Annotated in this window: 19 protein-coding genes and 1 tRNA gene; 13 read left to right on the plus strand and 7 right to left on the minus strand. The window is 63.8% G+C overall.

Going from position 1 to position 22,192, the window contains the following annotated elements; all coding sequences use genetic code 11:
- Nucleotides 1-9: 9 nt before the first annotated feature.
- The 4 genes from JST30_04145 (at nucleotide 10) to JST30_04160 (ending at nucleotide 5,714) form a co-directional block, all read left to right on the plus strand.
- Entirely contained in the window at nucleotides 10-1,134 is a 1,125-nt protein-coding gene (locus tag JST30_04145; GenBank protein MBS1713508.1) for a DnaJ domain-containing protein, read from the plus strand.
- 63 nt (nucleotides 1,135-1,197) lie between these two features.
- Entirely contained in the window at nucleotides 1,198-2,214 is a 1,017-nt protein-coding gene (locus JST30_04150) for a hypothetical protein (GenBank protein MBS1713509.1), read from the plus strand.
- Between the two features lie 106 nt (nucleotides 2,215-2,320).
- On the plus strand, nucleotides 2,321-4,276 hold the full coding sequence (gene metG, locus JST30_04155) for a methionine--tRNA ligase (GenBank protein ID MBS1713510.1): 1,956 nt from the start codon (nucleotides 2,321-2,323) through the stop codon (nucleotides 4,274-4,276).
- Nucleotides 4,277-4,328: 52 nt separating this feature from the next.
- The gene (locus JST30_04160; GenBank protein MBS1713511.1) at nucleotides 4,329-5,714 is read left to right on the plus strand and encodes a Gfo/Idh/MocA family oxidoreductase; all 1,386 of its coding nucleotides are present in this window, start codon (nucleotides 4,329-4,331) and stop codon (nucleotides 5,712-5,714) included.
- A 12-nt stretch (nucleotides 5,715-5,726) separates the two neighbouring features.
- On the opposite strand, the gene JST30_04165 is transcribed toward JST30_04160, so the two are convergent.
- Nucleotides 5,727-5,802 (minus strand) — tRNA-Lys (locus JST30_04165).
- 58 nt (nucleotides 5,803-5,860) lie between these two features.
- Here JST30_04165 and JST30_04170 point away from each other — a divergent pair.
- Nucleotides 5,861-6,901 carry a phosphoribosylformylglycinamidine cyclo-ligase gene (locus tag JST30_04170; GenBank protein ID MBS1713512.1) on the plus strand — a complete coding sequence of 347 codons (1,041 nt, stop codon included), beginning with the start codon at nucleotides 5,861-5,863 and terminating at the stop codon, nucleotides 6,899-6,901.
- A 2-nt stretch (nucleotides 6,902-6,903) separates the two neighbouring features.
- Nucleotides 6,904-9,162, plus strand: a complete 2,259-nt coding sequence (locus tag JST30_04175; protein MBS1713513.1) for a hypothetical protein — start codon at nucleotides 6,904-6,906, stop codon at nucleotides 9,160-9,162.
- Here JST30_04175 and JST30_04180 read toward each other — a convergent pair.
- The 3 genes from JST30_04180 to JST30_04190 are packed head-to-tail and all read right to left on the minus strand — an operon-like array spanning nucleotide 9,159 to nucleotide 10,700.
- Nucleotides 9,159-9,866, minus strand: a complete 708-nt coding sequence (locus tag JST30_04180; protein MBS1713514.1) for a metallophosphoesterase — start codon at nucleotides 9,864-9,866, stop codon at nucleotides 9,159-9,161. The two genes, JST30_04175 and JST30_04180, sit on opposite strands and share 4 nt — an antisense overlap.
- A 7-nt stretch (nucleotides 9,867-9,873) precedes the next feature.
- Nucleotides 9,874-10,119, minus strand: a complete 246-nt coding sequence (gene secG, locus JST30_04185; GenBank protein ID MBS1713515.1) for a preprotein translocase subunit SecG — start codon at nucleotides 10,117-10,119, stop codon at nucleotides 9,874-9,876.
- 56 nt (nucleotides 10,120-10,175) lie between these two features.
- On the minus strand, nucleotides 10,176-10,700 hold the full coding sequence (locus tag JST30_04190; protein ID MBS1713516.1) for a hypothetical protein: 525 nt from the start codon (nucleotides 10,698-10,700) through the stop codon (nucleotides 10,176-10,178).
- Between the two features lie 97 nt (nucleotides 10,701-10,797).
- On the opposite strand from JST30_04190, the gene JST30_04195 reads away from it, so the two are divergent.
- On the plus strand, nucleotides 10,798-12,384 hold the full coding sequence (locus JST30_04195; GenBank protein MBS1713517.1) for an FAD-dependent oxidoreductase: 1,587 nt from the start codon (nucleotides 10,798-10,800) through the stop codon (nucleotides 12,382-12,384).
- A 65-nt stretch (nucleotides 12,385-12,449) separates the two neighbouring features.
- Nucleotides 12,450-15,686 carry a PD40 domain-containing protein gene (locus JST30_04200; protein ID MBS1713518.1) on the plus strand — a complete coding sequence of 1,079 codons (3,237 nt, stop codon included), beginning with the start codon at nucleotides 12,450-12,452 and terminating at the stop codon, nucleotides 15,684-15,686.
- Here the strand turns inward: JST30_04200 and tmk are convergent.
- On the minus strand, nucleotides 15,683-16,282 hold the full coding sequence (gene tmk / locus JST30_04205; GenBank protein MBS1713519.1) for a dTMP kinase: 600 nt from the start codon (nucleotides 16,280-16,282) through the stop codon (nucleotides 15,683-15,685). The two genes, JST30_04200 and tmk, sit on opposite strands and share 4 nt — an antisense overlap.
- Nucleotides 16,283-16,327: 45 nt before the next feature.
- On the opposite strand from tmk, the gene JST30_04210 reads away from it, so the two are divergent.
- From JST30_04210 to JST30_04225, 4 genes are read left to right on the plus strand one after another with little or no spacing between them, the layout of a single operon-like run.
- Nucleotides 16,328-17,755 carry an FAD-binding protein gene (locus tag JST30_04210; GenBank protein ID MBS1713520.1) on the plus strand — a complete coding sequence of 476 codons (1,428 nt, stop codon included), beginning with the start codon at nucleotides 16,328-16,330 and terminating at the stop codon, nucleotides 17,753-17,755.
- Nucleotides 17,752-18,504: an FAD-binding oxidoreductase gene (locus JST30_04215; protein MBS1713521.1), complete on the plus strand. Its 753-nt coding sequence runs from the start codon at nucleotides 17,752-17,754 to the stop codon at nucleotides 18,502-18,504. Before JST30_04210 ends, JST30_04215 begins: the two co-directional genes overlap by 4 nt.
- On the plus strand, nucleotides 18,501-19,565 hold the full coding sequence (locus JST30_04220; protein MBS1713522.1) for an acyl-CoA/acyl-ACP dehydrogenase: 1,065 nt from the start codon (nucleotides 18,501-18,503) through the stop codon (nucleotides 19,563-19,565). The genes JST30_04215 and JST30_04220 overlap by 4 nt, the downstream gene beginning before the upstream one ends.
- Nucleotides 19,566-19,574: 9 nt before the next feature.
- A complete protein-coding gene (locus JST30_04225) occupies nucleotides 19,575-20,183 on the plus strand; it encodes a hypothetical protein (protein ID MBS1713523.1) in 609 nt (202 codons plus the stop codon).
- Here the strand turns inward: JST30_04225 and JST30_04230 are convergent.
- Nucleotides 20,092-20,817: a 1-acyl-sn-glycerol-3-phosphate acyltransferase gene (locus tag JST30_04230; GenBank protein MBS1713524.1), complete on the minus strand. Its 726-nt coding sequence runs from the start codon at nucleotides 20,815-20,817 to the stop codon at nucleotides 20,092-20,094. The two genes, JST30_04225 and JST30_04230, sit on opposite strands and share 92 nt — an antisense overlap.
- Before the next feature lie 148 nt (nucleotides 20,818-20,965).
- On the opposite strand from JST30_04230, the gene JST30_04235 reads away from it, so the two are divergent.
- The gene (locus tag JST30_04235) at nucleotides 20,966-21,184 is read left to right on the plus strand and encodes a hypothetical protein (protein MBS1713525.1); all 219 of its coding nucleotides are present in this window, start codon (nucleotides 20,966-20,968) and stop codon (nucleotides 21,182-21,184) included.
- Here the strand turns inward: JST30_04235 and JST30_04240 are convergent.
- On the minus strand, nucleotides 21,135-22,166 hold the full coding sequence (locus JST30_04240) for an FAD-dependent oxidoreductase (GenBank protein MBS1713526.1): 1,032 nt from the start codon (nucleotides 22,164-22,166) through the stop codon (nucleotides 21,135-21,137). The genes JST30_04235 and JST30_04240 overlap by 50 nt on opposite strands.
- Between the last annotated feature and the right edge of the window lie 26 nt (nucleotides 22,167-22,192).

Raw genomic sequence — 22,192 nt, forward strand, 5'->3', positions numbered from 1 at the left:
TAATCCGGAGTGCCGTCGCACTACGAGACTCTGGGGCTCGAACTCGGCGCGGGTGAAGCCGAAATCCGCGCGGCTTACCGACGGTTGGCCCGGACGCTCCACCCCGACGTCAACCGCGCAGAAGACGCGAAAGAGCGGTTCCAAGAACTGCAGACGGCTTACGAAGTCTTGAGCGACGCTCGGCGCAAAGCGGCCTATGACGACATCCTCGGCCGTCAGTCCGGTCGGTCGTCGATGCCTGCCGACAAGGAAGCCAGACGCCGTCAGAAGGAGCGCGAAGAGGAAGAAGAACTCGCCCGACGGGCTGAAGAACGAATGCGGGACGCGCGCCCCGGAGCCCGGATCGATCCGGCCGAGACGGAACGCCTCTCCCAACTGATCAATACGGGAAAGATCGTCGAAGCGGAACGGATGGCGGCCGACATGATCGCCCGCGAGCACCGGCAGCCCGTCCCACACGCCGTCTTGGGCGACGTGTACCGGTTCCGGGGCGAATATGCGAAGGCACTTCAGAGTTACGGGTACGCCGCACAGTACGAACCGAACAACCCGGTCTACCAACGGAAGTACGAACAACTTCTGGAAGGAGGTGTCGGAACGGTCGCCGCGGCACGGTCCGACACGTACGTCCCGGAGTTCAGCTTTCCGCCCCTTGCGGTCGGTGGAGGCGTCTGTCTCGCCGCCGTCCTCTATGTCGCCCTGTCGCCGGAACCGCCTCTCGGCCTCTTCTTCGCTCCGAAATGGACGCTAGGCAACCTCGCGATGCAGCTCGTAACGGGCCTCGTGGCGGGGGCGTGCCTGTCGCTTTCGGGAGCCCTTGCACGGTTCCAGGTCGCGGCCGGAGCCGCCATGACGAAGGTCCGACCCGCGACGGCTCTCGGGCTCGTCGCCGTGGTCTCGTTCTGGCTCGCGTGCCTCGTGTACTACGCGATCGGTCAGTCGCAACACGCGTTCAACCGTTCCCTGTCGCTGACGTTAGGCGCAGCGGCCGGGGTGACGGTCGCCTTCGCACTCGCAGGCTGGTCGCGCGGCGGCGACTTGGCGCTTCAAAACCTCCTATGGTGCGGGAATCTCGTCTACGTCTGCACGATGCTCGGTTGGTCCGTGACGGACGCTCTCAAGGGCAGTGCCTGATCCGGAGAGAGGGGCCCTGCGTGACGCTGCCGGGCGGCAGGCGTCAGACTGCATAATATGGCCGTGACCGCCAGAGTGCTCCCCTTCTTCGCCCTGCTCGCCGTCGTCGGTTGCGGAGGCGACAAAGCGGATTTCACGTCCGTGCCGAAGTCTTACGCCACGACGCTGGTCTCTCCAGCAGGCGCGACCGCGATCACGATCAAGGGCGCGTCCCGCGACGGTCGCATCGTCGGCAAGTACACCAAGGACGGCAAGGACAAGCTCTTCGGCTGGCTGGTCGACGGCGATACGACGGACATCGTCCTGCCCGCCGAATGTAAGGACATGGACGGCATCGACGACATCGGGAACCTGATCTGCTCCGACCGGACGGTCATCCCGACGAAGCTGTTCCTCTACAAGAGCGGCAGCGTCTCGTCCTTGACCCTCCCGACCGGCTACACCGATGTCACGGTGAACCAGATGACGGCGACGGGCGGCATCGCAGTCATGGCGAGCAAAACGGGCGAGACGAAGGGCTACTTGATGAAGATCGGCGAGGATCCGGTCGTCAAGACCGACGCGGGCGGGGCCACCGTCGCCGTGTCGGCGGACGGAAACGTCGCATGCAACATGACCGCGAACGCGCACGTGTCGTGTTTCGCCGTGATCGGCGACAAGAAGGGCCCCGTGTTCGCGGTCGCGAACGGTGATGTCGTCGCGGCCGGGATCAACGATGCCGGTGTCATGGTCGCGACGAAGACCCCTCCGGGCGACGTTCCGCGCGCGGTCAAGATCACAGGCCCCAACATGGCTCTGCTCCCGTTACCCGCCGGTGCGACCGAAAGCGTCGCGACGGACATTGAGAACGGCGGCCTAATGGCGGGGCGGGCCAAAGTCGGGGCCGAATGGGAAGCTTGCGTCTGGTTTCCAAAGGGCGAAGCGGTGCTGGTCAAAAACCTGGTGAAGCCCCCCATCGCCGGCGTCAAGTACACGTCCGTCAGGGTCGTCACCCCTCTCGGGATCGTGGTCTGCGAAGGCACGAAGACGACGGGAAACGTGACCGTCCCCATCCTGTACGCGCTTAATCCGTCGTACTGAGACCCTTGAGAGGCCAATCGCCGGCCACCGTTCAGGCCGACCTTGACGGTGGCCGTCCGTTGCTTCCTGGAGACTCGGCCGTCCCCCGGTACAATCGGCCCTTCCGATGCCGAAAAAGACCTCGATCATGACGGCGATCCCGTACGTCAACAGCACGCCCCACATCGGCAACGTGTTGACGACCTTGAGCGGCGACATCACCGCTCGGTACATGCGGATGCGCGGGCACGACGTCTTCTTCCAGGTCGGGACCGATGAAAACGGGCTGAAGATCAAGGAAGCGGCCGAAGCGAAGGGCGAAGACGTCCATACGTTCGTCGACGCGATCTCCCAGCGGTTCGCCGACATCTTTCAGAGCCTGAAAATCTCGTCCGACGCTTTCGTGCGGACGACGGAGGACCGTCACGTCAAAGCGTGTCAGGAGCTGTTCCGCCGCCTCCAGGCGACAGGCCATATCTACGAAGGCACCTACGAAGGATGGTACGACGTCTCGACGGAGACCTTTTTCAAGGAGGAGGAGCTCGTCGATGGACTCTCGCCCGACGGCAACGAAGTGCGCTGGGTCAGCGAGCAGAACTGGTTCTTCCGTCTCAGCGCCTTCCAGCAACCCCTCCTTGACGCTTACGCCGATGGCACCCTTCGCGTCGTTCCGGAAACGCGGCAGAACGAGGTTTTGAGCTTCATCAACCAGGGCCTGCGCGACCTCTGCGTGTCCCGGACGAACCCGGGCTGGGGGATCCCCCTTCCCGACGACCCGTCCAAGGTCATTTATGTCTGGTTCGACGCCTTGATCAACTACCTGACAGCGACCGGATGGCCGGACGCGGGCTGGGAGGACGCATGGCCGCCCGTCGTCCAATGGCTGGGCAAAGACATCCTGACCCGGTTCCATGCGACCCTCTGGCCGGCGATGCTTATGGGCGTCGGCGCGTGGGACGGTTTCGTCACGAAAGAGCGGCCGTTCACGGTCGTCGCTCACGGTTGGATCCTGCTCGGAGCGGACAAGATCTCCAAGTCCAAGGGCAACGTCGTCGAGCCGTTGGTCCTGGCCGCCGATCTTGCGGCCCGCGCCGGCGTTCCGGAACCGATCGCCGTGGACGCCCTCCGGTACTACGAGGCCGCGACGATGTCCTTCGAAAGCGACTCGACGTTCACGTACGAGGACTTCGACCGGCGCTACAACTCGGATCTGGCCAATGACCTTGGCAACGCCCTGAACAGGTCGCTGAGCATGGCCCACAAGTTCGTGGGGGGCTCTGTCCCTGAAGGCCCTAGCCTTCCCGAAGCGGTCGAGGCCGTCTGGTCGGCGCGTTCGGCGTACGACCAGGCGATGACCGATTTCCGGCTCGACCGGGCGACGGACGCGGCTTGGGGCCTTGTCCGCTACTTGAACAAAGCGATCGATACTTGGGCTCCGTGGTCGTTGGCCAAGAACGGGGACGCGTCCCTCGGCTCTGTCGTCCGCTCTATGCTGCTGTGCTTGCGTTCAGCCGAAGGACTGGTCCGGCCCTTGATCCCGGACGCCGCGGACGCGATGGCGGCCCAACTCGGCTTGCCCCCCTTGACCGCTTGGGACCAGATCGGTGACGAAGGGTCGTTGCCGGCAGGGACGGCCCTGTCGCAACCTGTCCCGATCTTCCCTAGGCTCGAGACCAAGCCCGCGACAGCCCCCGCACCGGATAAGAAAACAATGGAAGACAAGCCGAAGTCCGAGAAGCCGAAAGCCGGCCCGGCGCCCGTGATCGAGTTCCCGGACTTCGCCAAAGTCGAACTTCGCGTGGCCCGGATCATCGAAGCCGAGAGGATCGAAGGGAGCGAGAAGCTGATGAAGCTCCAAGTCCGGATCGGAGACGAGCCGCGGCAGATCGTGGCCGGGATCGCAAAGGCGTACGCCCCGCTCGACCTGATCGGGCGGCAGATCATCGTCGTCGCGAACCTCAAACCTGCAAAGCTGATGGGCCACGAAAGTCAAGGCATGCTGCTTGCCGCCGACGACACGGACGGGGCTCCGATCCTGCTACAGCCCGAACGGGAGTCTCCCGACGGAACGAGCGTTCACTGACCGTCGGACTCTTCCTCGGCCGGTCGGCCCCGTGATCGGATAACATCGCTCCATGCAACGCAGGGAGTTCCTGAAAGCGGCGGCGGCGGCAGGAGCGACCGCCCTCGGCTCGAAGCTGGCAATGGCGTCCGGAGGTCCGGATCCGGCAGGACCGGCCGGTGAAGCGCAGGCCAAACAAAAGCGGTCGACGATGATCGACGCGACCGCAAAGAAGATGGACAAGGTCCGCGTCGGGTTCATCGGCGTCGGCGCACGCGGCAGTGGCCACGTCGAGCAAATGCTGCTGATCGACGGCGTGGAAGTGACGGCCATCTGCGACGATTGGAAGGACCTTGCCGACCGCTCGGCCGCCGCCTGCGTCAAGGCCGGACGTGCGAAACCGGCCGTCTATAAGGACGGCCCCTTGGCGTACAAAAAACTGCTGGACCGCAGCGACGTCGACATCGTCATCATTGCGACGCCGTGGGATTGGCACACACGGATGGCCGTCGACGCCATGGAGCGAGGCAAGCACGCCTTCATCGAAGTCCCGGCCGCCGTCACGATCGACGAGTGCTGGAAACTGGTCGACACGTCTGAAAAGACCCGCAAGCTGTGCATGATGATGGAGAACGTCTGCTACGGCCGTGAAGAGCTCATGGTGCTCAACATGTGCCGCCTCGGCGTCTTCGGCGAACTCCTCCATGGCGAAGGTGCCTATATCCACGATCTGCGCGGCCAGATGCACGAGGTCGAACACGGCACGGGTTCGTGGCGGACCGTCCAATACCAGAAGCGCAACGGGAACCTTTATCCGACGCACGGTCTCGGGCCTGTCGCCCAGTACATGGGCGTCAACCGTGGCGACCGGTTCGACTTTCTTTCGTCGGTCAGCTCTCCGAGCCGCGTCCGGTCGATTTACGCGAAGAAGAACTTCCCGCCCGACCACAAGTGGAACAAGACGCCGTTCGTCTGCGGCGACATCAACACGTCGCTGATCAAGACCGTCCTTGGGCGGTCGATCATGGTGCAGTGGGACGAACAACTGCCCCGCCCGTACAATCGGTTGAACCTGATACAGGGGACCAAAGGCGTTTGGGGCGGCTTCCCGGACCGTGTGGTCGTGGAAGGGATGTCCAAGAGTACGGACTCCTGGGAAGAGGACGACAAGCTCAAGCCGTATTACGAAAAGTTCGACCACCCGTTGTGGAAGCGCATCGCGAGCGACCCTTCGAACAAGGGAGGCCACGGCGGGATGGATTTCATTATGCTGTGGCGGATCGTCTATTGCCTCAGGAACGGCCTCCCGCTCGATCAAGACGTCTACGACGCCGCGGCATGGTCGGCCATCTCGCCGTTGAGCGAAGCGTCCGTGAAGAATCGAGGAAAGTCCCTGGACTTCCCCGACTTCACGAGGGGCGGATGGAAGTTGCGGAAGCCTCTTCCCGCTGTGTCCTGACGAGGACGAAAGTGGTGAGCCGGCTGGGACTCGAACCCAGGACCCACGCCTTAAAAGGGCGTTGCTCTACCGACTGAGCTACCGGCTCACGGCTGGAGACGTTACCCGTTCTGGCCGCGGACGGATGGGGCGGGTAACCTGGTTTCATGCCCGAAGACGCCTTGACGTACGCCTCATCCGGCGTCGACATCGACGTGGCGGACCAGGCCGTACGCCTGATCGTGCCCGCCGTCGAAGCGACGCACAACGAGCGCGTCCTCGGTGGGATCGGCGGTTTTGGTGCCTTGTTCCAGGCGACGTTTCCGGACATGGCCAACCCGGTCTTGGTCAGTAGCATCGACGGAGTCGGCACGAAGACCAAGGTCGCGGCCATGGCCGGGGACTGGTCCGGGATCGGAAAGGACCTCGTCAACCATTGCGTCAACGACATTCTCTGTCAGGGAGCACGGCCGCTGTACTTCCTCGACTACTTCGGGTGCTCCCGCCTTTCACCGCAAGTCTTCGACCAGGTCGTCTCAGGTGCGGCGGCGGCGTGCCAGGACGTGGGTTGCGCGCTCATCGGCGGAGAGACGGCCGAACTCCCCGGCGTCTATGCCGATGAAGAGATCGACGTCGTCGGCGCGATTACGGGAGTCGTCGACTTTGACAAACGGCTGCCGCGGCCCAAAGCCTCCCCTGGGGACCGATTGGTCGGCATCGCGTCGAACGGACTCCACACGAACGGCTACTCGTTAGCAAGGCGGGCCCTCTTCGAGGTCGGCGGGCTATCGGTTCGGGACAAGCTCGCCGGTACGGACGAGACGTTGGCAGACGCCTTGCTCATGCCCCACCGCTGTTATTTCCATCCGGTCCATACCGTCGTCCAAGAGTCGGCCGGTGTGTTGGGCGCCGCCCACATCACGGGTGGAGGCATCACAGGCAACCTTCCGCGCTCGCTCCCCCATGGCGTGCAAGCGGTCGTCAACAAGCGTTCGTGGGAGCCCCTCCAGATCTTCCGCACCATACAGGCGGTCGGAAACGTGCCGGAAGACGAGATGTTCCGGACCTTCAACATGGGCATCGGGATGATCTTGATCGTCTCCCACGACCAGGCCGCACCCGTCGTCGCGCGATTGAACGCCTTGGGAGAGCACGCGGCCGAGATCGGTGAACTCCGCCCCGGTTCCGGTGACGTGCACTTCGTCTGACGATGGATTGGACGGTCGACTACGGATCCGGGCCCAGACCCTGTAAAGTGCCCCACGCTTGGCGTCAAGACGTCGACGTCCGGTGGGAGGGCCCTGCCGTCTATCGGACGACGGTCACCGTCGACGAACCTGATACGTGGGTCGTCTTCGAAGGGGTCAGCTATGCGGCCACGGTCGCCATCGATGGGACACCTGTCCGTGAGCACCAAGGGATCTGGGACGCTTGGGCCGTCGCGGTGCCGACGGGGGTCCGCGAGATCACCGTCGAAGTCGTCAAGAACGGCGGCCCGACGTTTCCGGTCCGCGACGTTCTGAGCGGGTTCCTGCCCTATGTCTTCCACACCTTCGGCGGGATCTTTCGGGACGTACGTCTCGTGGTCTCGCGCGAAGATCCGACGCGGGTCGACCGGCCTGCCCCGCCGAGTCGGATCCGCGTCGAAGGGAACCGGCTGTTCCTCGACGATCGGCCGTGGACGGTGCGCGGTGTCCTGTCATGGGGCTGGTACCCCGGTCTCGGACACTGCCATCCTTCGGTCGACGACGTCCGGAAAGAGGTCAGAAGGATCAAGAGAGCCGGGTTCAACCTCGTCAAGTTCTGCCTTTGGGTGCCGCCGCACCACTTCCTCGACGTCCTGTCCGAAGAGGGCCTCGTCGCCTGGGTGGAACTGCCGCTGTGGATGCCCAGCCCGGAGCCGGAGCGGCTCGAAGCGATGCTGGCCGAGGCCGAGACGATCGTCCGACAATATCGGAGGCACGACGCGATCGTCGCCTGGACCTGCGGCTGTGAGCTTTCGGAATCGACGCCCCACGAGGTGCGCCGGAGGCTCTTCGAAACGGTGCGCGACCTGACCGGGTGCCCTTTGGTCAAAGACAATTCGGGAAGCGCCGAGATGTACGGCGGCGACCTGCGCGAATACGGGACGTTCTTCGACTTCCATCCTTACTGCGACACGGTGTTCTATCCGCCCGTCTTGGATTCGCTCCAGAACGGGCCCCGGCGGGCGATGCCTGTCCTTTTGGGCGAAACCAACGATTACGACGAGTACAGGCCCCTTGGACGCTGGAGCGGTCCTGAAGCGGTCACTGCCGATCCGGACCGTCCTTGGATCCTGGAACACGTCTCGACTCCACGGCCGTACTGGCTGTCCTCAGACCCGAGGCTCAACGACCAAGGAGTCCGGTGGCAGCACGACGTGCCTGGGGTCCTCGACTCTTTGCACAGCATTCCCGACGCCTCGGAAGAACGACGGCTCCGGCTCCTCTCGCGGCAAAAGTCGGCGGCTGTTCGGAACCGGGTCACGGAGGACGTCGCTGCCCGTGCGGACATCGCGGGCTTCGTCGTGACCGGTCTCGTCGAGACGCCGATCTCGACCTCCGGCGTCGTGGACCAGGGTGAGGACGCCTTCGAACCGCAAGCGTTCGTCTGGTCGTCGCCTGTGACGTTCTTCTCGATCCCCCACCGGCGACCTCCTTGGGTCGACGGCGGGAACAGACCGGGCTGGCTGGATCCCTGGTGCCACTTTCCTGGCCCTGCCGTGATCGCGATCGGAGCCAGGTCGGACCTCGACCATTTCGGGACAGCTGTCGTCAGGGTGGGCGGGACCAAGGTCTTCGAGTCCGACATCCAGATCACGGGGGGTCGACCGCACGAGGTGGCCCGACTGGAGGTGGAGTTCGGTGCCGGCCCTGTGGACCTGCAGATCGCCTTCGAGCCCAACGGTGCGTTGTGGCCGCTGCGGGTCTACGAGCGGTTGTCCAAAGACGACCTCGCCGGCTGGACGCTTTCAGGAACACCCTTCCGGCACCTCGACCAACCAGGACGTGACGGTCCGTCCGGCCTGGTCACGACGGGCTGGGACGACGCGGTCCGATCGTGCGTTCATGACGAGCGCCCGGTCGTCGCGTTTTTGGGAGAAGACCGGTCTGTGGCGACCGTAAGAGCACCGTTCTGGCGCGAATGCGTCCAGACTTCGCGACCGCCGGTCCCTGAGAACGACTGGACTTTCCTGTATCCGGTCGCGACCGATGCCGTCCTCAGTCGGGAGTGGCTCGAAACGGAACTTCCTGGGGCCGAGTGGTTTATGACGCGGGTCGACACCCGGACTTACGGACGCTCGTGTTACGTCGCCAAACGGGGCCACACCGTCGTCACCACCCTACGCCCTTGGGGTGGACTGGGCGCACAACCCTATGGCCTGGAGAACAACCCGGCCGGATGCGAACTTCTCCGAATGCTGACGAAGCTGGCCGTTCAAGGTTAAGCCCAGGCCGTCAAGCCGCCGGTCAAAGTCTGGCCGTCCCACACGTATTCGCCGAAGAACCGCGCGTGGGAACCTCCTTGACAGATCCATGTCCCGGCGACGAGTTCGGGCTTCTCCAAGACGGAGTGAGAGTGACCCCCGAAAATCACATCGATGTCGCCTCCTGCTTCAGCTAGGACGCGGTCTTGGGCGAGTCCGATATGGGTCAGGGCGAAGACCGCGTCGACCTGGGGCCGAAGCTCGGCCGCGACTTTGACGGCCGTCTCGATCGGCGGGTCCCAGAGGTAGGCGCTGGCCGACCGGGTCTTCATCCGCGCCGTCACCATGGCGACGGAAACGCCGAAAACGCCGATTTTGAACCCGCTTCTCTCAAGGATCAGAGAGGACGACAACGGTGACGTCCCATCGCGCTTATGGAGGTTGGCGCAGAGGACGGGATGGGTCGCACCCGCCAGTTTCGCTCGGAACGCCGCTTCGAGCACGTGCGTCTCCCGGTTACCGATCACGCTCGCGTCGCAACGGAGTCGTTGGAAAAGTCCCCATACCTCCTCCCGGCCGACCGGAACGCCGAGATTGCCGGTCTTGATGCAGTCACCGGTGTCGAAATAGAGGTCGGCACGGTCACGGGCATGGGACAGGAACGCGAACCGATCCGGCCGGAGTCGTCCGTGCAGGTCGTTCGTGTGGAGGATCTTCAGCGCCAAACCGGGCTTAATTGAAGGCGCCGTTCGCGCCGAGCCAGTCCAAGGCCAGCATGATCAGCATGAACGCGCCGCCTAGATACAGGGTCATTCTTCCGATCTTGTCTTCGATCGTTTGACGCCCTTTGAAGGTCGTACGGATGCCGCTGCTGCCACCGGACATCGCATCGCCCTTACCCGTCATCAGGACGATGAGCGAGAATACGACGGCCGCCAAGATGCCGAGCGTGAGCAGGATGTAATAGGCGATCTTCATGGCCGGATCGGGGAGGATACCTTTGCCCGAGTGTGCGGCCAGGGGTCCTCGCTCGGTCACATGGCCCTGGTCCGTGTCTCCCCGATCACCCAGATCGTCGCACCCGCCACGACGATGTTGATGATGTTGTAGAGGACGAGGAGGAGTCCTAAGGGGCCCGCGAACACGATGCCGAGCAAGGACCCGATCAGGCCTCCCAACCCTCCGACCAGTTTCAAGAAGGACAAGACGTTGACGATCCCCCGGACCAGTTCGGCCTGCAACAGGAGCCCGATGCCGACAAGGACGCTGAACGCACTGATCGCGATCCCGGCATAGCTAAAGACCGAAAGCTCTTGGCCCTTAGCCGTCAGGAACGGTTCGGCCACACCGATCGCGCCGCCGACGATCCACCAGACCGAGATCGTGTAGTAAAGCCCCCAGACGAACTTGTGCGAGACATAGCGGCCGGACTGTCCGGCCACGTCCCCCGGTTTGGCCGAACCCTTGGCCCTCGGCACCTTCGTCACGTCGGCCTGGCAGAACTGACACTTCTGCGCGAAGTCCGGCAACGTGTTCTTGCAGTTCGGACACTGGATCATGGCCCTATACCCGCCCCGACGGCCGCAGTATGCCGCCCTTGGACGCCGGACTGCAACCAGCGAGCCGCCGTCCCCCCTTCATTGGTAGCATCGTTGCGTGAAGTGCGACGTGTTGATCGTCGGCGGAGGCACGGGCGGGTCGGCCGCGGCCGCCGCCCTCAAGGGTCGGGGCTTGACCGTTGTCCTGACCGAAGAGACCGATTGCCTCGGCGGACAGTTCACGTCCCAATGCGTCCCTCCGGACGAACACCCTTGGATCGAGCAGTTCGGGTGTACCCGTCGCTACCGGGAGTTCCGATACCGGGCGCGGCGGTCTGCCCTGACTCGGACAAGCCGGGCCGACCTGTCCCCGTACGACGGCGGTTTTAACCCCGGGCAGGGATGGGTCAGCCGCCTCTGTACCCTCCCGTCGGACTTTGCCCTGGCCTTCCGGACACAGCTCGAATCCGGCCCCGTCGTCGGCCCGGACAGTGAAGGAAGCCTTCTTGTCCTTCTGCGTCACGTCGCGACCGCGGCGATGACCGACGGTTGTACGGTACGGGCCGTCCACGTCCGGAACGTGGCCACCGGAGAAGAACAGTGGATCGAACCAAGGTTCGTCCTCGACGCCACGGAGACGGGCGACCTCTTACCGATGACAGGGACGGAATGGACGCTCGGGGCGGAAAGCAAAGACGAGACGGGCGAACCGCACGCCGTCGACGGGCCGGCCCAGCCGGACAACGTCCAGGCCTTTACATGGTGCGCGGCCATCGAGTGGGACGGTAGCGGCGCAGACCACACGATCGCAGAGCCCGAGGACTATGGCTTCTGGCGTGAGTTCGTGCCGCCCCATTGGACGGGCCGCCTTCTGGACTTGACCTTCCCGAACGTCAGGACGGGCGAACCCATGACCTTGCCGTTGTTCGAACCTGAAGACGGCGAAGTCTCAACGTACAGGTCAGGTGGGCCATTGACGTTGTTCGGATACCGCCAGATCGTTTCGCAGAGCCAAGGGATTCAGGGATCGAACCCGGTCACCGTCATGAACTGGCCGCAGAACGACTACATGACCGGGTCGATCGTCGAGGTCGACGGCGCGTCGCGAGAGGCCCACCTGCGTGGCAGCAGGCAATTGACGCTGAGCGTCCTCTATTGGCTTCAGACCGAAACGGGGTTCCGCGGCCTCCGGTTGCGACCCGATGTCACGGGCACCCGCGACGGTTTGGCGAAAGCGCCGTACATCCGTGAGGGCCGAAGGATCAAGTCTCTGACGACCGTTTTGGAACAAGACGTGGCCGTCGACTGTAATCCGGGACGAGACCGTGCGCGGGACGTCGCGGACAGCGTCGGCGTCGGCGCGTACCGCATCGACCTCCATCCCGCCGTCAACGGTGCCGCGACCATCGATATCGGCGCCTTGCCGTTCCAGATCCCGCTCGGCGCTCTCGTACCAAAGGAGACGGCAAACCTGTTGCCCGCGTGCAAGAACATCGGGACGACCCACGTGACCAACGGCTGCTTCCGGCTCCACCCCGTGGAGTGGAACATCGGCGAGTCCGCCGGTCTGCTCGCCTTGTTCTGCATCGTCCACGGAGTGCCTCCACAAGCCGTCCACGCTTCGCCCGCCCTGTTGGCCGAGTTTCAGGGTCTTCTGATCCGGGAAGGCATCGAGACGGAGTGGCCCCGACTAGGCCCACTTTGAGGCGACCGAAGCTGAAGCAGGCAGGTCGTGAAACTGCGCGGAGGTTGGAACAGTAGTGACCGTTCGTGCTTTCTTTGTCTCTCGCTCTCGTCCTCGGCGTTCCTGTCGAGGAAGCTCAACCTCCGTTGTCGGGCCCGCTCTTGATGCGGCACCCGACCGCGAACGCGACGCACGTCGTGTTCTCGTTCGCAGGCGACCTTTGGTCCGTTGCCAGGCAGGGCGGCGACGCCGTCAGGCTGACGACCTCGGCAGGTACGGAGTCCGACCCGACGTTCTCTCCCGACGGGAAGCGGATCGCGTTCACGGGCCAGTATTCCGGGACGAACGACGTCTACGTCATGGACGCGGGCGGCGGTGAACCCCAACGGTTGACCTACTACGCCGGGAACGATACGGTCATCGGTTGGACGCCGGACGGTCAGTCCGTCCTCTTCTCTTCGACGTACGAGACCGAAACGGACCTCCCGGCGCTGTACACCGTGCCGATGACGGGGGGAATGCCACAGAGGTTGCCGCTACCGAGCGGCACCCACGGCAGCTATTCACCCGACGGCAGACACCTGGCTTACGATCCGGGTTTCCGCTGGCAGGCCGCCTGGAAGCGGTACCGCGGCGGTCAGACGTCGAAAGTGTGGATCGCAGACCTGAGCGATTCGCAGGTCAAGGAAGTCCCGCGCAAGAACTCGAACGACACCAACGCCCTCTGGACCGACGGTGCGGTCTTCTTCCTCTCCGACCGAAACGGCCCGACGACCCTCTTCTCTTACGACCTCCGATCGGGCAAGGTCGCGGAGCGGGTCAAGCCTGGCACCTTCGAGATGAAGTCGGCCACCGTCTGCGGGACGACCATCGCGTTCGAACGGCTCGGCGAGATCGGCCTCTTCGACACGTCTACGGGACAGGTGTCCATCGTCGACGTCCGGATCGCCGGCGAGTTCCCCGAAAGCCGACCGCAGTACAAGAGCGTCGCCCCACTGATCGCGTCCTCGAACATTTCGCCGACCGGGGTCAGAGCCGTCTTCGAAGCGCGCGGGGACATCTACACCGTCCCGGCCGCAAAGGGCGATATCAAGAACCTGACGCAGACCAGCGGCGTCATGGAGCGGTCCCCGGCTTGGTCACCCGACGGACAGTCGGTCTGCTATCTGTCGGACGAAGGCGGAGAGTACAGGCTGGTGGTCCGCCCCGCCTCGGGATCCGGCGAGCCGAAGTCGTACGTCTTGGGCGAAGCGCCTGCCTTCTACTACGGACCGACATGGTCTCCCGACAGCACGAAGGTCGCATACAGCGACAACCGCAACTCGGTCTGGTACCTCGATCTGAAGTCGGGCAAGAACGTCAAAGTCGATGTGAACCCGTACGTCAACCCGACGTACGTCTTATCGCCGTCTTGGTCGCCGGACAGTAAGTGGTTGACGTACCGGCGCGACTTGGACAGCCATCTCTCCGCCGTCTTCGTGTACAGCCTCGAATCCGGAAAGGCGACGCAGTTGACGGACGGGTTGGGCGACGCCAGGAACCCGGTCTTCGACGTCGGCGGCAAGTACCTCTACTTTACGGCGAGCACGAACTCGGGCCACAGCAACAGTTGGCTCGACCTGTCTTCGTACCGCTCGATCAACCAAGATTCGAGCGTCTATGTCACCGTCTTGCGGAACGACCTCCCGTCTCCCCTGGCGCCTGAGAGCGACGACGAAGCCGTTAAAACGCCTGACGCGCCGAAGACGGAACCGAAAAAGGAGGAGTTCCGGATCGATCTGGACCGGATCCGTCAACGCATCTTGGCATTGCCGCTGCCGGCCAAAAACTATCAGGCCCTGCTGCCAGGGCCGGCCGACAGCGTCCTGGCCGCAGACACAACGGCCGTAGCGTCGATCCTCTCCCAGCCCCGCGTCACCTTGACCAAGTTCAGCTTGGCGACCCGGTCAGCGACCCCGCTCACGTCCGATTTCGGTGTCTTGTCGGTCACTCCGAACGGTGAAAAGATGCTGGTCGGACGCGGACCGCTGTGGGCGATCGTCCCGACCGCGGCTCCCTCGGGCCCGGGCCAAGGTGCGCTGGACCTTTCCTCGATGTCGACGAAGGTCGAGCCGATGGACGAGTGGAGGCAGATGTACCGCGAGGCCTGGCGCATCCAACGCGACTTCCTCTACGACCCCAATTTTCACGGGATCGACCTCAAGTCGATGGAGCGCAAGTACGAGCCGTTCGTCGCCAACGTGCGGTCACGGAACGATCTGAACTACCTGTTCGAGGACATGCTGGGTGAAATCTGCATCGGTCACATGTTCGTCGGCGGTGGCGACGTCCCGTCGGTCGCCGCTGTTCCTGGAGGGCTTCTCGGAGCGGACTACAAGCTCGAACAGGGACGATATCGGTTCGCGCGGGTCTACGACGGAGAGAACTGGAACCCGTCGCTGCGTGCACCGTTGACCCAGCCGGGCGTCAACGTCGTCGTGGGCGAGTTCCTTCTCGCGGTCAACGGACGCGAGCTCACAGCCAAGGACAGCGTGCACCAGGTGCTCGAGGCGACGGCAGGCAAACAGGTACGGATCAAAGTCGGGCCGAACGCCGACGGTTCCAAGTCGCGTGAAGTCACGGTGGTCCCCGTTCCGAGCGAAGCGGGTCTCCGGCATTTGGCATGGCGCGAAGACAACCTCCGCAAGGTCGAGAAGCTGAGCAACGGTCGTCTCGGATACATGCACATTCCGGACACGAACGTCGGCGGCTGGACGAACTTCAACCGTTACTTCTACGCCCAGGTCGGCAAAGAAGGCATCGTCATCGACGAGCGGTTCAACCATGGCGGACAGGTCGACGACTTTATGGTCGACAATCTGAACCGGCCGCTCCGTTCGAGGTGGGCGTCCCGGTACGGCAAGGACTTCTCCTCACCGCTCGGTGCGATCTATGGCCCCAAGGTGATGATCGTGAACGAGTATGCGGGATCGGGCGGCGACTACTTCCCTTGGCACTTCCGCCAGGCGAAAGTAGGGCCGATCGTCGGGAAGCGGACGTGGGGCGGCCTGGTCGGGATCCTCAACTTTCCAAGCCTGATGGACGGCGGCGGGGTCACGGCTCCGAACATCGCCTTCTACAACTTGAAGGGCGAATGGGAAGTCGAGAACCACGGTGTCGATCCCGACATCGAGGTCGAAATGGATCCGGCCCTCTGGCGGAAAGGTCACGACCCGCAGCTCGAGCGCGCCGTGGACGAGGCGATGAAGTTGCTTGCCAAGAACCCGTCGAAACCTGTCGTCCGACCTGCTTACCAGGACAAGTCGCGCACACCCGGCGGCTAGACCGCTAGTGCTTCGGAAAGCGCGTCCTGACAGGCGGTCAGGACGCGCTCCGGATCTTGGCCCGCATCGATGGTCCGCCAACGCTGGGGCTCGAGCGAAGCTTCCGTCAAGAACCCACGACGGATCGTTTCGTGAAAGGCGATCGGCTCACCGTCGATGCGATCGGCAGACCCTAGACGCCCGATCCCGACGACGGGATCCACGTCTAACAAGAGCGTCAAGTCCGGGACGAGACCGCCCGTCGCATATCGGTTCCAGTCCCGCAACCTCTCCAGGTCGAGTCCTCGGCCATATCCTTGGTACACGACCGTCGAATCGGCGTACCGGTCGCACAACACGACCGTCCCACGGACCAGGGCGGGCCGGACGATGTTCGCCACGTGCTGGGCCCGATCCGCCAAAAAGAGGAAAAGCTCACAAACGGGAGGCACCTCGCCCCCTTCGAGCAAGATCTTCCGGATCGCTCCACCGATTTCGCCTGACCCAGGCTCCCGGGTGATCAAGACGTCCTTCCCCATGACGCGCAACCAGTCCGCCAACCCGGACACGGCCGTGCTCTTGCCCGCTCCCTCCGGGCCCTCGAACGTCACGAACACGCCGTCAGGATACCGGCGCTTCTGGATAGAATCCGGAGACAGACGATGACCGAAGCGGAATTGGTCTTCGCGCTCGCCGGACTGCTGTCGGGCGAAAGGGTCCTGGGCGGCGAGGCGGTCCGGAGAGCGTACGATTGCGACGCCTACACCGTCGATCGTAGCCTCCCTTCGTGCGTCGTGTTCCCGGAGTCGACGGAAGACGTCCGGTCCGTCGTCCGGTGGTGCCTGGCCCATAGCGTCCCCTATACGCCTCGAGGAGCAGGGACCGGCCTTAGCGGGGGGTCCATGCCTGCCCTCGGCGGCGTCGTCCTCAGCACCAAACGGATGACGCGGATCTTGGAAACAGACGTCGAGGACCGGTGCCTCCGCGTCCAATCAGGGGCCGTCAACCTCAAAGTGTCCGAAAGCGTGCGTCCATTCGGCCTCCACTTCGCCCCTGACCCTTCGAGCCAGAGCGTGTGCACCGTCGGAGGCAACATCAGTGAGAACTCCGGCGGCCCTCACACGCTGAAGTACGGCGTTACGGCCCAACACGTCTTGGCCCTGACGTTGGTCGGACCGGACGGCGAGGTCAGCGAGCTGGGTTCACGCGTTCCTGGACAGCCGTGGAGCGACCTGATCGACGTCGTCATCGGAGCGGAAGGGACCTTGGGCACGGTGACCGAAGCCTGGATCAAGCTGACCCCGTTGCCGGACGAAGTGAGGACCGCGCTCTTCGGCTTCCGCGACCCACGGTCGGCGACAGAAGCCGTGTCCGCCGTCATCGCCTCCGGCGTCCTTCCGGCCGCTCTCGAGATCATGGACAGCCGGATCCTCGTCGCCTTGAAAGCTGCGTTCGGACTGGAGTTCCCGTCGACCGTCGACACTCTCTTGCTCGTAGAGTGTGACGGCCCCGTCGGTGTGGCCGAAGCGCAAATGGCCGAGGTCCGGGCCGTGTGCGCCGCTATGCGGGCGGAATTCGAACAGCTCGCGGCCGACGACGCCGAACGGGCCAAGCTCTGGACAGCGCGCAAAAAGGGGATCGGCGCCATGGGCCGGCTCGCTCCAACGATCGTGACCCACGACGGCGTCATTCCACGCTCGAAACTCCCCGAAATGCTGGACTTCGTCTACAGGGTCGCGGACGAAGCCGGGATCGGCGTCGCGAACATCTTTCATGCCGGCGACGGCAACCTTCATCCGTGCTTCTACTTTGACGACAGGGTCGAAGGCGCCGTGGACCGGGTCGTCGCTGCGGGTGAGACGATCCTCTCGAAGTGCCTTGAACTGGGAGGCTCGGTCACGGGCGAACATGGCGTCGGAGTCGAGAAGGCCGGGCTTTGGGCGTCGTCTCTGTCACCTGGGAGCCTGGCTCTTCAACATGCTGTCCGCGAAGTCTTCGACGTCAACGATCTGTGCAACCCTTGCAAGTTGTTCCCTGATCAAAAAGGGTGCATCGAACACCGCTCTCGGTGGCGGGGTGCGGCGACGTGAGCAAGTTGGTCCGCGGCCTTGGAACGAAGACGTTCTTCCTACCGGACAGTTCCGGGCCCTTCTTAGACGCCGGAGCGGGACGCTCCGAGATCGTCGACGTGAGTCCGGAAGACCAGACGGTGACCGTCGGAACGGGCACCCGGATCGACGACTTGCAGCACGAACTCGCCCGGTACGGCCAGACCTTGCCGATCCCGACCGACGACTGGGGCGCGCTGCTTCGCGGCGTTCCCGGTACGGTCGGAGGTCTGATCGGCGCCAATCTGCCGCACGCCCTTGCGGCTCAGTGCGGAGGAGTCAAGGACTGGCTCCTGCACGCCGAAGTCTGGTTCAAGGGCGGCCCTGCCTCCTCTGGGGCCAAAGTCGTCAAGAGCGTGGCCGGGTACGACGTCCACAAGCTCTACGTGGGGTCGTGGGGTTCCCTCGGGCCGGTGCTCGAAGCGACGCTCCGGACATGGCCGATCCGGGCTTTACCGAAGGTCGAGGCGGTCCGGCACAGCGAATGGGGCGGGGGGCCCTTCTGGGCCGTGAGGACGTTGCGGAGCATGTTCTCGACGTATGAGATGGGCGTGGGGTCCATCCTTGCCTCCGACCCGGCCTCGTGTACACTTTGGGTCGATTCGGAGCCACCCCGACCGGGCGAGGGTTGGGTCTTGGGGCCGGCCGGACACCGCTGGCCCGAGCCTTCCGCCCCTCGGCTCACGTCCCGCCTGAAGGCCGTGTTCGACCCCGAAGGAGAGTGGAGATGAACGACGTCCTTGACCGCGCCGAAAAGTTCCTTTCGACCCGCGTCGCCCCGAACGCGAACGCGATCGACCGTGATCCCGAAGAACTTCGTAAAGCGTTGCAGGGCATGTGCGACGAAGGCCTGATGGCCCTTCGAAGACCTCGGACGTTCGGTGGGCCCGAGCTTCCTGAACCGGAGTTCAGGACGTTCCAAGAATCCGTGGCCCGGCGGTCCGGATCACTCGCCTTCCTTCAGACCCAACACCAAAGCGCCGGCAGCATGATCGCCAAAGGCGAGAACGCGGCGCTGGCCCAAGAATATCTGCCCCTCATGGCCGACGGTCGAAAGCTCGTCGGCATCGGCTTCAGCCAACTGCGCCGCCCCGGTCCGCCGATCCTCACCGCCGAGCCCCATGCTGACGGCTTTCTCTTAAGCGGCCATGTGCCATGGGTGACGGGTTGGACCTTCTATCCGGAGTTCTTGATCGGAGCGGCGTTACCGGACGGGAGCGCCGTGTTCGGCATCGTTCCCTTCGTCGATTCTCCAGGGATCACTTTCAGCGAGCCGATGAAACTGGCGGCCATGGAGTCACCGTTGACGGTCACTGCCGACCTCGCTGGTTTGACCCTGACCGACGATCGGGTCGCTTTCGTCAAGCCGCCTGGCTGGATCCATCAGAACGACCTCATCAACATCACGATCCAAGGGTTCTTCGCGGTCGGATGCGCTCTCGCCGGCCTTGACGTGGTCTGGCGGGCGTACGAGAAGAAGCGGACGGACTTCTTGAGGACCGCGCACCAGAAGCTCGAAGCCGAGGTCTTGGCGTGCCGAGAGGCCATGGTGAAAGCCCAGGAGACCTCGACGGAAGACGTCACGACCGCCGAAAAGCTCCGAGTCCGTGCGTGGGCGATCGAACTCGCGGCCAGGTGCGCCCATGCGGGCGTCGCGGCGAGCAGCGGAGCGGCCAACAGCATCGACCACGATGCACAACGGGTGTACCGTGAGGCACTCGTCTATACCGTCAGCGCCCAAACGGCCCCGATCATGGAGGCCACGCTCGAACGCCTCTCCCGAAGCGGGTAACGTCACCCCGTGCGCCTGGTCGTCTGCCTCGTCGTCGTGGGAGCGGCCGTCGCCGTACGCGCTGACCGGGACATCACCGTCCCCTTGGGCCGCAAGCTTTTGGACGGCACGGTCCGCCTCGAGTACACGGGCGTTCCCGGAGAACGCGACGCCCGCGCGTGGCTCGGGACAGGCTTCCTGAAGGCCTACGAACTCGAATTCAGCCTCGAGAGGACCAAGACTCAAGACTGGTCGGCCAGCTTCGACCTTTCCTACAACTACACGCCACCGATCGTCGACGTCGCGCCAGGCCTGAGCGTGGGCGTCCAGGACGTTCTGAACCGGAGCGAAAACGGCCGGGCCGCTTACCTGGCGATGACGTACCGCTACGGCAACGAAGGGGCCTTGAACCAGGACGTGCCCACTGAACTGACTTTTGGTCTCTGGTCGCGGTCGTCCGGCCTGGCGTTCGTCAACGTGAGCCTCCCGTTTTCGGACCGCGTGTTCCTGTTGGGCGAACACGACAGCCGCCGGGCCGCAGCCGGAATCAGGATCCGTCCGCTTCCGGGTCTGGACTTGAAGACGGTGTTCGAAGCCGACGGGACCCACTTCGGTCTCTCGTTGCGTCAGAAGTTCTGAGTTCGAGCCCCGCTTCCCGGCACGCTTCCGCGATCCGTTCGGACAAAAACCGGGCGAACTCGTCCCGGTCGCCGCTCGGCGCCGCCTCGTCGAACGTGAACGGCCGCCCGTAGACCACGGTCGTCCGGCCCCGTTTCGGTCGCCGGGCTCCTCTAGGAAACATCACGGCCGTCCCTCCGAGCCCCACGGGGACGATCGCTGCACCGCTCCGCTTGGCCAAGACCGACGTCCCGGGTAAGACCGCGTTCATCGTCTCGCCGTCGTTCCTTCCCCCCTCCGGGAACACCAGAACGGCTTCGCCGCCTTGAAGCCATTGGAGGGCACGACGGATGGCGGCAGCATCGCTTTCCCCACGTTTGACCGGAAACGCTCCAAGACTACGGATCAGCTTTCCGAAAAGGGCGTTCCGGAACAGTTCTTCCTTTGCCATGAACCGGAGCATCCGCGGGCACGTGCTGCCCACGAGGGGCGGGTCCAGGTGACTACAATGGACCGGAGCGACAAGGACCGGCCCTTCGCGCGGCACGTTCTCCTTCCCGACGACACGGCACCCTCCCATGGCTTGAAAGAACAGGGTGCGCGCCACCCATGCGGCGAACCAATACCACTGCGGTATAATGTCCCCAGTTGTCACGATTCTTCTCCGTTTCTGACTCGTTTCATGCTGAACATGGTGCGCCACTGATGGATCTGACCTCTTGGAAGGCCCCTCCGATGCCGAAAATCATTAATGGAAAACAGGTGAGTTGACGATGCCTCTTTCGAAATCCCGCAAAGGAGTCATGTCCGACCTGAGAAAGTTGGTGAAGAACATTAAGGACCAGGTGGAACTGGCCGAACTTGACCTTCAATCCGAAGACGCTCACGCCACCCTCAGGTACCGGTTACAGTTCGTCGAGGAATTCGCCAGGCTCGGCCAGCAGACGCTCGGGCCGGCGGAGGACTCCGACGTCAAGGCGCAAACCTCGGCCAACGGTCAAGAGTCTCCTCGCCAAGCGTGACCTGTGCGATCAAACGGCCGATCCACGGGCCGAACTTAAACCCGTGCCCGCTGCACGGACTGGCGAAGAGCACACGACGATCGACCCAGCCGAGCCGAAAGTCTTCGTTCGTGGACACGGTGTAGAGACACCCCAAGGCTTCGACTACGGTCGCGGTGCAGGCGGCCCGTGGAAACCTCGAACGCGCACGGTCGATCATTAACGCCATTGCATCTTCTTGTGGTATCCGTTCGACGTCTTCCGGATCGGTCTCGGGGCCAGGCGGATGGAAGCCGATCTTGGTCGTCGAAGCGTCCGGTTCGCTGGGAAAGCCGTAGAGCATGGGATCGGAGTAGTCGATCCAAACCGGCCCCTGGGTTTCAAAGTCCAGATAGACGACGGTCTGCAACGTCACTCGAAGATCGAGGTCGAGGAACTTTGTCACCCACGCGCCGGTGGTCAGGACGACGCGGTCGAAGCCGTTTAGGGCCCTCAAGTCGGTGACTTTTCCCTCGACATAGTCGGCGCCCCGATCTTGGACGGCCTTCAAAAGCCCCTCCAAGACGGCGGGGACGTCGGCCCATCCAGCGCTCAAAGTCATGACTGCGATTTCATCATGTTTGAGAGCCATCTGTGGACAGACCGTTTTAATATCGACGTCTGTCAAGACCCGGTGCGGGACGTTCAGGTTGTCCAACGTGTCCAGTTCGTGCACGATCTCGGACGAGTCGTGCCGTCCGATCGACAGGAGCCCGACCTCGTGGATCAGCTTGCGCCCCAAGTCCTTCTCAAGGTCGTGCCACATCTCGTGGCCCTCGAGCAGGATCTCCGTATAGAACTGATCGGGGTAAGCCTGCCGAACGATGCGCGAGCGGCCGTGGCTACTCCCTTGTGTGTTCCCCGGTCGGATCTGCTCGAAGAGCGTGACCTGATGGCCGCGCTTGAGCAGTTCCCGGGCGGTGCAAAGTCCCATGATCCCGGCACCGACGATGGCGACGTTCATCCGGACCCCCTCCTCGTGTGCAGGGG

It is taken from the genome of Armatimonadota bacterium, from assembly GCA_018268395.1.
GTDB lineage: Bacteria > Armatimonadota > Fimbriimonadia > Fimbriimonadales > Fimbriimonadaceae > JAEURO01.